Source organism: Paenibacillus sp. LS1 (assembly GCF_026013365.1).
In the GTDB taxonomy this organism is placed as follows: domain Bacteria; phylum Bacillota; class Bacilli; order Paenibacillales; family Paenibacillaceae; genus Paenibacillus.
In genome coordinates, this window is the sequence record NZ_JAPDOE010000015.1 from 1 (window position 1) to 12,793 (window position 12,793).

At 46.4% G+C, this 12,793-nt stretch carries 12 protein-coding genes; 5 read left to right on the forward strand and 7 right to left on the reverse strand.

Features of this window, described 5'->3' with window-relative positions:
* Window positions 1–371: 371 nt before the first annotated feature.
* Both OM416_RS28365 and OM416_RS28370 read right to left on the reverse strand, forming a co-directional pair.
* A complete protein-coding gene (locus OM416_RS28365) occupies window positions 372–1,907 on the reverse strand; it encodes a helicase DnaB (protein ID WP_036605770.1) in 1,536 nt (511 codons plus the stop codon).
* Between the two features lie 388 nt (window positions 1,908–2,295).
* On the reverse strand, window positions 2,296–2,589 hold the full coding sequence (locus OM416_RS28370) for a YuiB family protein (RefSeq protein WP_264935111.1): 294 nt from the start codon (window positions 2,587–2,589) through the stop codon (window positions 2,296–2,298).
* A 412-nt stretch (window positions 2,590–3,001) separates the two neighbouring features.
* On the opposite strand from OM416_RS28370, the gene hemQ reads away from it, so the two are divergent.
* Complete coding sequence (gene hemQ / locus OM416_RS28375) at window positions 3,002–3,748, forward strand: hydrogen peroxide-dependent heme synthase (RefSeq protein WP_264935113.1); 747 nt, start codon at window positions 3,002–3,004, stop codon at window positions 3,746–3,748.
* 333 nt (window positions 3,749–4,081) lie between these two features.
* Here hemQ and OM416_RS28380 read toward each other — a convergent pair whose 3' ends face one another.
* Complete coding sequence (locus tag OM416_RS28380; protein ID WP_036673350.1) at window positions 4,082–4,336, reverse strand: hypothetical protein; 255 nt, start codon at window positions 4,334–4,336, stop codon at window positions 4,082–4,084.
* Window positions 4,333–5,526, reverse strand: coding sequence for an NAD(P)/FAD-dependent oxidoreductase (locus OM416_RS28385; RefSeq protein WP_036605766.1), 1,194 nt, complete (start codon window positions 5,524–5,526; stop codon window positions 4,333–4,335). Before OM416_RS28385 ends, OM416_RS28380 begins: the two co-directional genes overlap by 4 nt.
* Window positions 5,527–6,077: 551 nt before the next feature.
* Between OM416_RS28385 and OM416_RS28390 the strand changes: the two genes are divergently transcribed.
* On the forward strand, window positions 6,078–7,052 hold the full coding sequence (locus tag OM416_RS28390; protein ID WP_264935297.1) for an NAD(P)/FAD-dependent oxidoreductase: 975 nt from the start codon (window positions 6,078–6,080) through the stop codon (window positions 7,050–7,052).
* A 75-nt stretch (window positions 7,053–7,127) separates the two neighbouring features.
* Window positions 7,128–7,379 (forward strand): hypothetical protein, encoded by a 252-nt coding sequence (locus OM416_RS28395; protein ID WP_076333170.1) that lies wholly within the window; start codon window positions 7,128–7,130, stop codon window positions 7,377–7,379.
* Window positions 7,380–7,400: 21 nt separating this feature from the next.
* Here the strand turns inward: OM416_RS28395 and OM416_RS28400 are convergent, their stop codons facing one another.
* Both OM416_RS28400 and OM416_RS28405 read right to left on the reverse strand, forming a co-directional pair.
* Window positions 7,401–7,544, reverse strand: coding sequence for a sporulation histidine kinase inhibitor Sda (locus tag OM416_RS28400; protein ID WP_017692430.1), 144 nt, complete (start codon window positions 7,542–7,544; stop codon window positions 7,401–7,403).
* A gap of 356 nt (window positions 7,545–7,900) precedes the next feature.
* Window positions 7,901–8,560, reverse strand: a complete 660-nt coding sequence (locus tag OM416_RS28405; RefSeq protein WP_062837939.1) for a YheC/YheD family protein — start codon at window positions 8,558–8,560, stop codon at window positions 7,901–7,903.
* A gap of 236 nt (window positions 8,561–8,796) precedes the next feature.
* On the opposite strand from OM416_RS28405, the gene OM416_RS28410 reads away from it, so the two are divergent.
* Window positions 8,797–9,051, forward strand: a complete 255-nt coding sequence (locus tag OM416_RS28410; protein ID WP_062837940.1) for a hypothetical protein — start codon at window positions 8,797–8,799, stop codon at window positions 9,049–9,051.
* A 26-nt stretch (window positions 9,052–9,077) separates the two neighbouring features.
* Window positions 9,078–10,607, forward strand: coding sequence for a Ppx/GppA phosphatase family protein (locus OM416_RS28415; protein WP_264935122.1), 1,530 nt, complete (start codon window positions 9,078–9,080; stop codon window positions 10,605–10,607).
* Here the strand turns inward: OM416_RS28415 and ppk1 are convergent.
* Window positions 10,567–12,648 carry a polyphosphate kinase 1 gene (gene ppk1 / locus OM416_RS28420; protein ID WP_264935124.1) on the reverse strand — a complete coding sequence of 694 codons (2,082 nt, stop codon included), beginning with the start codon at window positions 12,646–12,648 and terminating at the stop codon, window positions 10,567–10,569. The genes OM416_RS28415 and ppk1 overlap by 41 nt on opposite strands.
* Between the last annotated feature and the right edge of the window lie 145 nt (window positions 12,649–12,793).

The following is a 12,793-nucleotide window of genomic DNA, read 5'->3' on the forward strand; positions in this document are numbered from 1 at the left end:
CCAGTGGCGTTATTTCGCAATAAAACAGTGACAGAACTTAAAAATCGACCAAATTGACGAAATAACGCCTCTTCGATTCGTTACACCTGAACACTGTGCAAATTGGAGCGAATAGCGTGTGCTCGGTTCCTTAGACCAAGATCACTGTTAGCCCAGATTTCTATGATTCCTTTATGAAAAGGGGAAGTCCCGAGATGAGATAAAGACGAAGCAGATGCTTCTGATGCAGCTTTCTTTCAGAAAGCTTTTAGCTTCGCTTCTTCAGGTTATTTCTGTCCTCTCCGTTATTATGTAAATGTTTAGTTCAACTTATATAGCCAAAAGGCGAGTCTCCATTCATCAGGAGACTCGCCTTTTGGCTATTATATAAATTAAGAAGTTCCTTTTTGCTTACTCGCCTGCATCTGCTGGGCGAATCGCATCATCTCTTCGAACTCTTCCTCGGATACGGCGTCTCCATCGGTACTTATGTCTTGTACAATCGGAATTTCGGGCTTGGCTTTGGTTCCTTTGCCGTATGTACGGGTACGGGTTCCAGCTGCACCAGCAGCCTGTTTGCCTTTGACCTTGGCCTGATCACGAATATATTGAACAGCTTTCTCATATGAGTTTACCTGTTTAAGCAGCATGTTGGAGGCGATCGCCTCAACGAAGTTACGATTAATCCGCTGCTCTCCGCCGGATACAAGCAATGCCATCAAATAATGGATCAATACATTGATGACTTCACCAGGCAACTTGTAGCTCAGATCAATTTTCTCAAATATATCGATCAGATTGTCCGGTACTGCACCTGGGAAGAATGTCTGCAGCAGGCGGGTATATGGCTCATTGCGCAACATCATATTATATTGATGAATATCACACTTGGTCATAAATTGCGGAGGCACTTCGACGTAGTATTCCATCTGTACCCCATGCTCAACAGGTGGTTCACCAGAGTCCTCTTTCCGTTCAGGCTCCTCCATATGCTGTCTCAGTGCAACGACCTTGGCTGCCTGTACAGTCTGTTGCTCATGACGCTTCTTCGTCTGTCTGAACTGCATACTCGCCTTATGTTGGAGATCATCCAGAATCAGCTGGCCCTGTGGACTGAAGATATCATCTTCATCCAGCAGACGGCATACATCCTGCACACTGAGATTAAACTTGTTCACGACATAATTTACAATGCCCAGTTGTTCATGATCGAACCGAAGCTGCTCTACATGACGGCGATTGACCGACTCTCGCGGAAAACGCAAAATAATGTCGGCGTAGTTCAAACTGTTTTCTTCCGCTGCATCATTCGTGCCTGTCCGCTGGGCCGTAGTTGATACTTCCGACAATGCTTGCTCCAACTCGTAATCGATAACATGTGTATTCAATTCAAATATATCGTAAAAGGGAACGGAAATATTCTCTTTATTGGCTGCTGGATAAGGCGCGTCCCCATTTTCCACTGCCGAGAAACCGGATCGCAGGGAAAGCACGGCAAATTTGCCTATCTTGTCACGAAGCAGCAGTGTCAAATGCTGTGTCCGGAAAAATTCTGCCGGAGAGAGCGGCGGTTGCAGCTCATATTCGTAGATGTAATCATCATTTTCCGGAATATATAGCCTTGAAGTCTGAAGCAGCCCCACTGCCTCAAGCTTGGATGTCTGCTCTAGCAAATATTTACGCCCTTTCTCACTTGGCTCAAGTCCAAGTGTCATGAACAGCCTTCGTTGCTGTTCAAGCGGCGAATAACCGACCTGTTCACCGGGAAGATGCTGAAACAACAGCCGATACAAGCCAACCGCAAAAGCACCTACCATGGGCTGATATGCTCCTGTAAGCATACGGTCATCCAGGGCGCTAAGTCCAAACTCCCTGTATACGCAGTAGCGATGATGTTCAGTATAATGGTGCAGATTCTTCATGCGCATAGCCTGATCTCCTTCTCCCCAAAAGTATGTTTATCTATTCTATCATAAATGTCTGATCCTCAAATGCTCAAAAACAGGTAAAAAGATAGCCTGTTCTCGCTCCGTTTCGTCCTAGGTCGACATCATTCACGTTTTCGCCGAATTAAGCAACTTTCGAAAAAAACATGTCGAGAGTCGCTAGAATACTATAAGAGCTCTAGCAGCAGAATACAAGTGAAGATCTGAAGAGAATGTTCTCCAGATATATATGAAGTACAACTCTACAATAATCCATCTTATATAAATGAACAGCAAAAAAAGCCTTCCCTTTGTACTCGTAAGCGTTTACGACAAGGGCAAGACTTTCACGCGATCACCAGTCATGCAGGTGTTACCTCTTTCCAGCAAACTAAAACATTCTGTACCCACCCAAACGCAACTTTTGGATCGTCCAGCCACTGATTACCGCACCAGCCAATCCAGCGATACCCGTCATATAGTCTACAAGCTGGAAAGAACCCAGATGTGACACCAGAGATGACGAATGATCCCATAGAGAGTACACGACGATAGGCAGAATTACAATGATGAACAAATAGGAAGGAAACCAGGTGGTCTTCATCAGCATGTTCAGAATGAAACCGATACCAAACATCATAACGAAAAATAATACCATTAATACCAGCACAGGTATAAATTGCATCGGCCGACGTTCACCTCTTCTTTCACACATTCGGGTTTCACTTCTGGATAGTAGTTAGTGTACCGCAAAAAATGTGGCGAAGCAACGAACTTTCTGGACAAATTTCCCTATATTCACGCTCTGTCCATTTGCCCTTCTGCTTCATGTTGGGATACAATGTAAACGATAAAGCACTCACCCGCCCCTTATAGTGCGTGTTCAAAAAGACTGGTTTTCAGTACCGAGAAGATGGAATGAAGTTAGAAATGGAGCAGCGGAGCGTAGATATAGCTACGTGAGCAGCGGACATTTCGGCTGAATGCCATATTCGATGCTGATGATGCCACCAGGCATGATTCGTAATCAAAAGCGGACTTTTTGAACAACCTCTTATAGGGATTTGGAAATATACCTTGCAGGAGGAACAAAACCAATGAACGAAGCCGCATCAACACTGGAGGGCTGGTATGCCCTGCATGATTTTCGCTCGATTAACTGGGCCGCCTGGAAAGCAGCAGATGATGAAGAACGTGCTGTAGCACTGGACGAGCTTCAAGCCTTCTGGAAAGAATGGAAAGAAGTCGAGGATTCATCCAAAGGAAGTACAGTCGTGTACACGGTTGTAGGTCAAAAAGCAGACCTCGTCATGATGCACCTGCGTGAAACGCTGGAAGATCTGAAGGCTGTGGAGAACGCGTTTAACAAAACGATGTTTGCCCAATACACAACCAAATCGTATTCCTACGTCAGTGTAGTGGAATTGAGCAACTACCTTGGCAAAGAAGGCGAAGACCCGATGCAGAATCCGGATATTATCGCCCGTTTGAAGCCTGTCCTGCCGCAACGACAATACATCTGCTTCTATCCGATGAACAAAAAGCGTGAGCTGAATGACAACTGGTACATGCTGTCCATGGACGAGCGTCGTACCATGATGCGCAGTCACGGCATGATTGGTCGCAGCTATGCGGGTAAAGTGAAACAGATCATTACCGGCTCTGTCGGTTTCGACGATTGGGAATGGGGCGTTACGCTATTTGCGGATGATGCACTTCAGTTCAAGAAACTCGTCTATGAGATGCGTTTTGATGAAGTCAGCGCCCGTTATGGCGAATTCGGTTCGTTCTATGTGGGAAGTCTGTTGAACGAAGGAACTTTGGAAGACATGCTTAAACTGTAAACATAATGCAGCACATAATAAAGCACCGCGACATCTCCTGTAAAGGATACTGTCAGCGGTGCTTTATTATGTATCAATATTCTACTACCTCAAGCTTGATTTAGATCTATATAGTTTGAACTATTTATTTACACAAAAACGGAAAGGACAGAAAAAACCTGAAAAAGCGAAGCTACAAGCTTTCTGCAAGAAAGCTACTTCGAAAGCATCCACTTCGCCTAAAAGCTTTCTGAAAGAAAGCTACATCGGAAGCATCCGCTATCACCGGATTTTCCCTTTAACAAAAGGGAATCAAAAAAATCTGGAGATAACAGCGATTGGAAGGTTATGCCTCTAATCCTCGTCCTCCTCATCAACCGCTTTCAGCGATTCGAGGAACTCGGCTGTGGCCCGGTCACGGTCACGACCTTTCTCTTTCAGCCGCTCAATCGCGGGCAAAATGAGAATATCCACTTCTTTCTGCACGATATAGGCCAGATCATACTGATCCTGTTCCTCCAGATAACCACCGACCTGCATCAGGGCGTTGTATCGATCCAGTTCTTCACGCGTTAATAATCCCCGGACCTGAACACTGCAATGTCTCATCCAAAAAACCGCCCTTTCTTCAGGACTAACGGAATACCACCAATGATGAACAGATAACGCAGATCAACCAGCTTCTTCAACTGAGCTGCTTTCCAGCCCTTGTATTTCTTGCCGCCTACAACGGCAATCGCTTCACCTTTACCCAATGAAGCAACTGTGCCTTTGCTCGTAAATACAAAAGGTTGTGGCTGTTTCTTACGAATGGATGCCACGACGTTCTTCGCACAGTTCACACCTTGTTGCATCGCAATCTGGGCTGTTGGCGGATAAGGCCGTCCTTCCGCGTTGAAAACAAGTGAATTGTCACCGATGACATAGACATGCTCATGCCCTGGAGCACGCAGGTAGTCGTCTACTTTCACTCGTCCCCGCATGACTTCAAGACCTGCCTGTTCAAGCAGTGAGTTACCGCGAATACCGCCGGTCCATACGACTGTAGCCGCATCGAGTTTTTCACCCTCACCCACAATAACCCCGTCTGGGAGACATTGCTTAATTGGAACACCAATTTTGAAGGTAACACCTTTCTTCTTCAGCACGTTCATCGCATGCTCTACCAGTTCCGGATCAAATCCAGGCAAAGCCGAAGGCGCTGCCTCTACATTGTAGATATGCACATGTTTCGGATTCACGTCGAACTCCTTGCACAGCTGTGGAATGCGATCTGCAAGCTCAGCTACGAATTCAACGCCACTGAAACCGGCTCCACCTACGACAAACCGAATACGATTTCGTTTGTTGTCGTTTTTGTACATCGCAAATTGATATTCGATGTGTTCTCGAATCAGTCTGACCGAGTTAATGCTGCGGATCGTCATCGCGTGATCGAGCATACCCGGAATACCAAAGGTCTCAGGTTCTCCGCCTAGTCCAATAATCAGATAATCGTAGGATAACGTGCCGTCCTCCAAAATAATCTTCCGATCCTGCAGACGAATCTCCTTCACGGAAGACTTGACCAGATCAATCTTGAACTCATCAATCAGCTTCGAAATAGGGACTCTTGCATGCTCAATGGTATCCGTGCCGGCTGCCGGCATATGTAGATGTGTAGTAATATAATGATAATCATGCCGATTCACCAATGTGACATCGGCCTCGTTATAGTTCAATTCCTTCTGCAGCCGCTGGGCTGTCAGAATCCCGCCATAGCCCGCGCCGAGGATGACGATTTTGGGAATACTGCTCATGTCTATACCCCTTCCGGTTTCACTTGCACCAGCCCAATCCTGGGTGAGATGCAAAATACACTTACTTACAAATATTGATGAAGTCTTGCCCATTATGACAACAAATGTTAACTTCGCGAATTTATTTAAACGTTTGCATCAAAATTGATTCGTTTGCACGCAAGTTATCGTTTCAAGTTGTGAAATTAACCACAAGTTTCCACAAAACACGGGAGTTGTCTTCACATTACATATTGACTCTAAATTAGACAAAAAAACACATAGTACAGGTCAAGGATATCTGTATTTCTGGTAAAGATCAAGGTTTTTTTTGTTATTTTTCATAACCTTTCATTTCCAATTTCATCCTATTCTCATCTGATCTTCATCAATTATTCTCAGATTCGTGATGCAGCTAACTTTGCAACCCTGAATACACCGTTTATAATAGGAAAGACAGTTCAGCACCATCGCCGGTTACGATATGTAGCCTGCACATTCTTCCTGTTAACTACCTATTAAAATATGAAAGGTGTTGTTGATTCTTGACTGCACAGAATTCCAGTCATGATATGACTGATTTGCTTATTATCGGTGGAGGCCCTGCGGGTCTGTTCGCCGCATTTTATGGTGGGATGCGTCAGGCATCCGTTACACTGGTTGAAAGCATGCCACAGCTTGGCGGACAGCTTGCTGCTCTTTACCCGGAGAAATACATCTATGATGTAGCCGGATTCCCGAAAGTAACGGCTCAGGAACTGGTGAATAACCTGGTTGAGCAAATGAGTCATTTTAACCCGAACATCCGCCTTGAAGAAAAAGTTGTATCGGTGGAGAAAAAGGATGAACAACATTTCGTAGTGAAGACGGATGAGAATGAATATCATGCCAAAGCCGTCATTATTACAGCTGGTGTAGGTGCATTCGAACCACGTCGCCTGGAGCTTGAAGGTGCTGCCAAGTTCGAGAAGAGTAACCTGCACTACTTCATCAGTGATCTGAATGCCTTCGCTGGCAAAAAGGTACTGATCAGTGGCGGTGGTGACTCCGCTGTAGACTGGGCACTCATGCTGGAGCCCATCGCTGAGCAAGTAACGCTGATCCATCGCCGGGACAAGTTCCGTGCACATGAGCACAGTGTCGAAAACCTGATGAATTCCAAGGTGAATGTCGTTACACCGACCGAAATCACAGAACTGCATGGGGATGACACCATTACCAAGGTAACCCTTTCCCATGTAAAAACCAAAGAAACACAGGAAATCGAAGTAGATGACGTGATTGTTAACTTCGGATTTGTCTCTTCTCTCGGACCGATTGCCGAGTGGGGAATCGAAATTGAAAGCAACTCCATCGTTGTTGATTCCCGCATGGAAACGTCCATTCCAGGGATCTTCGCTGCCGGGGATATCACAACGTACCCAGGCAAACTGAAACTGATCGCTGTCGGATTTGGTGAAGCCCCAACAGCAGTCAACAATGCAAAGGTATACTTTGATCCAGATGCTAAGTTGTCTCCGGGACACAGCAGCAACATGAAACGCTAGTTTACTTGAAATAACATATTTGATACAAAAAAGGGTATCTTACTCCTGAGTGAATCCATATCAGGAGGGATACCCTTGTCTTATATATGCCCGCTGTGTAACGGTCTGGTTGTACCGGAGCAGGCTTGCCCCCACTGCCTTCAGGGACTGTTAGAATGCGGCAAATTGGACGACTACACCGGACCATACAGCCCCTACGCATTCCAAACTTCCTCTGACACGGCAGACGAAGCCGAAAACGTTTGCAATCATGTGATGTACTGTCACCATTGTCAGACGAGCACGCCATGGCCTGTCTCACTATGGGACTTGTCCGGAAACCTGTAACATTGCCTGCAATGAGGATCTCTAGTGAAGAATGGCAGATACGTCGGTACCCAGTTTGCGCTTATGGATTTCTGCCAACAGCAGTGCGATGAAATCTCGTTCGAGATTCAACTCAATCGCTTTATGGTAGGAATCCAACAACATCTCATCGGATAACATAGCCATTTCCCGCCACAACCTTTCCTTTTTTTTCCTCAAAACTATCATATCAGAGATTCATATAGAGAACAAGCGTTCTTGTTATCCACAATGATATGTGGAAATCCTGTGCATAGTTTGTTGATAATTGGTAAAAATGTTGAGTAATCAACGTGTATAGTGTGGACAATATTTATGCACAGGAAAGATGTACTTTCAACAGAACGTTTATCAGCGTATTTTTTTTGGAATAAATTCATAGTTTCAAGACTTGTTGCGAGTAAATTACCCTGTAATGTAAAATTTCAAACGTTTTTCATACCGTTTTCTTCTATATATTATCGGTTTTTCTTGGATTTTTTTAAGCTTTTCCATCCATTTTTTTATTGTGGTCTGGTATTCACTTCCAGAATCCATATCTTGCCTGAATAATCCAGTCCATAATCAAAACCAAGCTGACCCACACCTGGGAACTGACTTTCCATGATATGTGTGCATGTCAGTGTAAGTGAGCGCATCTCTCTGCGTTTGTGCCGACCGGATATATGTGGCAGGGATAAACCAAGGGCTCTCCGTCCCGACAACATGGTGCCACCCTTGCTCAGATTCGTCACACAGAGTCCCGGGCGAGCGAGTCGTCCTACCAAGGAACGGAATACCCAGCCTCGTTCGGTCTTGACGACTTTGACTCTATAATCAACAGGTCTTCCTTGAATCGTTGCCAGATGGATGCCCTGCTGGATCAAATACCTGCGTCTTGCCTTTACACGTACCAGAGAGCGATACATCTGACTGAAACTGGCGAAAGAACGGGTCGTTTTCATATGCGTGTATCGATAAGCCCCTCCGCTCGCCGATACCCGGATGACACCATACCCTCCGCCACCGACAATAGGTTTGACATACACCATTCCATAACGACTGAGCATGTGCAGCAGATTCCCCGAGTTGAATGCCTTGGTCTGTGGAATATGGACAGCAGCTACCGGGTACTTCAGCAGTGCCGCTGTCTTCCGCCATTTGCTTGCAAGCTGTCTCGACATGGGTTGATCTCCTTCCCTAGAACAATAGTCCTTCCTTATACATACTCAACAGGAGCCGTGCTTTCTTGGATGTCTGTCCAAGGCAAAGGCCCCTTTTCCATGGAACATGTCCCAAGGTGATGGCGGAAAAAGGAACAAGCGCCCGGTTTGCTTTTCAAACAAGTCAATCTGTCGTATGCTACTAAGGAATGGCTGGAAGGGCTTAAATATGAGGATCTAAGGAGCGTTCAGAAGAAATGGAAGCATTTTTCAAATCACTATATGGCGTAGCCTATTTTGCAATGTCGATCGTTCTGGTAGCCGTCACGGTACTTCTCTTTGTCACAGGTATCCGACTGTTTATTCAAAAGCGCAATCGCGGCTTTGCCGTGAGTTGTCTTATATTTGCCTGTTTCATCGTCTTTATCATTGTTGTTATGTTAACTACGCCCTTCTCTGCCACACCTCCGGGTTCACCGGAAGCCATGGCTGCCCTGCTTCACTTCGGGTAGTTGAACCTCTGTAGAAGGAGATGCTTATGACACGTACTAATGAAACCTTAGGAATTATTGATATCGGCTCGAACTCCATTCGTCTAGTTATATATGAACTTGACCAGGACAAAGCCTATCGCATCATTCATGAAGACAAATACGCCGCTCGTCTGAGCAGCGTTGTTGAGTCGGATGGAACCATTCTGCGTCACTCTCTGAATAAAGCCATCACCATCTTGCGTCAATTCAAAGCGACCTGTGAAGCCTATCAAACCAAACTGATTCGCGCAGCAGCTACGGCAGCTATTCGTAATGCAAGCAATGTCCTGGAGATTATCGAATGGCTGGAGAGCGAGACGGGACTTACCATCGAATGTGTATCCGGAGATCGGGAGGCCTATTATGGTTTCCTTGGTGTCACTCAATCTATTGAACTGGCAGACGGTTATGTCGTGGATATTGGAGGCGGTAGCACGGAGATTACGGTCTTTCGGGATCGGAAAAGGTTACATAGCATTTCCCTCCCCATCGGTGCAGTGAATTCGCATGCCCGTTATGGGGGCGAAGACCAGTGGACCGTGGAAAACGCGAATGCACTGTGTAACGAAGTCATTCAAGCTCTCCGTGGACAGGATTGGATTGCTGAGCACCCCGGCCTACCACTTATCGGACTTGGAGGCACGATGCGTACACTCGCCAAAGTGGAACAGAAGCGTACCCAGTATTCGCTGCCTGTCACCCATCATTATGAGATCGGTGAGGAAGCGATGGAGAACATCGCACGCTCCTTGCCTCATCTCACCTCGGCACAGCGCAAAAAGGTACCTGGGCTCGCCAAAGATCGCGCAGACATCATTGTGCCCGGCGTATTGATCCTGCGAACTGTTTTCAGATTAATACAGGGTGATCGGTATGTGGTTAGTGGTGCGGGTTTACGGGACGGGTTGTTGCGAGATTACATGGCTGAAGGTCAACCGGTCGTTCCGGACGCGCTGAAGGACAGTATCCGTAACTTTATCCATTTTGGTCCGCCTATTCCAGAGAAACGTCTCCAACGGATTCATCAGGATGCAGTTACCCTGTATACTGCACTGCAAGGTACTGCGCCTGATCAAGCAGATGCCCGAATTCTGTATGCTTCTTCCATGCTGCATATGGCTGGTAAGCAGATTAACTATTTCCGTTATACACAGCACTCGGCCTATTGGATCATGAATGCGAGCATCTATGGACTTTCTCACCGGGAGACCATTCTCAGTGCCAGTGCTGCCGATTATCATCCTAAAAAAAGAACGCCCCAACTGCTGAATAAGCACCGGGACATTCTGAAAAACTCGGATGAGCGGCATGCTCATCGTATAGGCTCTCTGCTGCGCGTAGCCGAAGCCATCAATCGATCCGAGAGCATCGCTGCGATCGAAGCAACAAAAGAAAACGACTCGCTGCAGGTGCAATTCACCTGTACAGCCGAGCCGTTACTGGAACTTGATGGCCTGGAAGAGGCCGTCAAGGACTTACAGGAAGCCTGGGGAGTTACGTTAACGCACTCCATTCAGCAGGCTTCCAAGGGATAATTCCCATGGCCTCCGTCTGACTTCTCAGCGGGGGCTTTTCATTTTCTACAAATACATAATTGCCACCAGGCATAAGTTGTCTCGCTTTGACATTATCCATAAGGGACAGATTAAGGATATCCACCAGCATCTTCTTCAGCTCTGGATCGAATACAGGACACATCAGTTCAATTCTTCGATTCAGGTTACGTGTCATCCAGTCTGCACTGGAGATGAATACATCGGGGTTACCGCTATTTTCAAAATAAAACAACCTTGAATGCTCCAGGAAGCGGTCCACAATGCTAATGACACGAATGTTCTCACTAAGCCCCTCTACCCCCGGACGCAGGCAGCATACGCCGCGCACGATCAGATCGATCTGTACTCCGGCTTGAGAAGCCTCATACAATTCATCAATCATGTCCTGATGGGATAAGGAGTTGATCTTGGCGATGATTCTGGCAGGTTTGCCTTTCAGGGCATGCTCCGTTTCTCTACGAATCAGTGAAAATAGTTCGTCCTTCATCCCATCCGGAGCAACGTGGAACGCCTGTAATGCCTTCGGACCGGAATATCCGGTAATCTCATTGAACAATTCGGATGCATCTTCCCCAATAATCGGATTGGAGGTGAACAGTCCCACGTCCGTATACACTTTGGCTGTACTCTCATTATAGTTACCGGTTCCTACATGAACATAACGTCTCAAACCCTGCTGTTCCCTGCGTACGACAAGAATGATTTTGGCATGGGTTTTCAGTCCAACCAGTCCATAAACCACGTGACAACCGGCCTTCTCCAGCTTACGTGCCCAAGCAATGTTGCGCTCTTCATCGAACCGGGCTTTCAATTCCACCACAACCGTGACCTGCTTACCACTCTCAGCAGCAAGTGCAAGTGCTGGAATAAGGCGTGAATCGCCATTGACCCGATATAAGGTCATCTTGATGGCCAGAACTCTTGGATCTTCCGAAGCCTCCAATATAAAATCGGTGACCGGTTCAAATGATTCGTATGGATGATGCACCAGCACATCTCGTTTGCGCAACAGCTCGAAATGACTTTCTCTGGGCAGGAACTCCAGTGGATAGACAGGCTTCACCGGACTGTATTTCAGATGTGAGAAACCGTCCAGACTATCTACGAATCCAGCCAGAAAACTCAGATCCAGTGGTCCATCAATTTCGTACACCGGGTCCTGAATATCGAATTCATCCTGCAATTCAAGCAAAGCGTCCGGACGAAAATCCTTGCAGACTTCCAGTCGTACAGGAGCCCCTCGGCGTCTGCGCCGCAATTCTTTTTCAATAGCCTCCAGCAGATCTTCCGCTTCTTCTTCATTAATAAACAGATCCGCATTACGGGTCACTCTGAATTCCTGTGCAGCAAGTGAGATATATCCGCTGAAGAGCGTATGGATATGATGTTTGATAAGATCTTCAATCAGGATGAATGTTTTCTTTTTGCTATTCGCCCGAATGGGAGCCTGAACTACCCGCGGAAGATTGGAAGGCACCTGAACAATAGCCATAAACGGCTCGCCCTCTTGCTCCCCTTCCTTCTGTAACATCACGGACAGATAGACAGACTTGTTGTGTACCAGTGGGAACGGACGACTCTGGTCAATCGCCATCGGTGTGAGTACCGGAAAAATAATTTCATGAAAGTACTGGTCCATTGCGCGCTGCTGTGTCACATTAAGATCTGTATATTCCTGAATGTTTACGCCTTTCTTGGCGAGTAGACGAATAAGTTCACGATACGTTTTATACTGTTCGGCGACCATGGTCCCGGTTCGTTTGATCAATCTGCGGTATAATCCCGAAGGGGTATACCCTGTAAAATCCTTTTGCGTAAATCCGGCCTTGATCTTCTCTTTTGTCTCTGCCACCCTTACACTGACGAACTCGTCCAGATTACTGGCGACAATCCCGAGAAATCTCATGCGTTCCAGCAGGGGCGTCGTTGGATCCTGGGCCTCCTGAAGTACGCGCCGATTAAACTCAACCCAACTTAAATCGCGATTAACGTAGTTACCTGTTTTGACGTCTCTATGCATGTATGGCCTCCGAATGTGTTGCATATCTATTCTTGGTTAGAAGTTCTACTATAATTGTACTATTCGTAATCAACATCAAGCGTCAGCGCAGTGTAAACGCTACGTAAAATTTATGTAAATGATACCTCATGGGCGCAACTTTTTC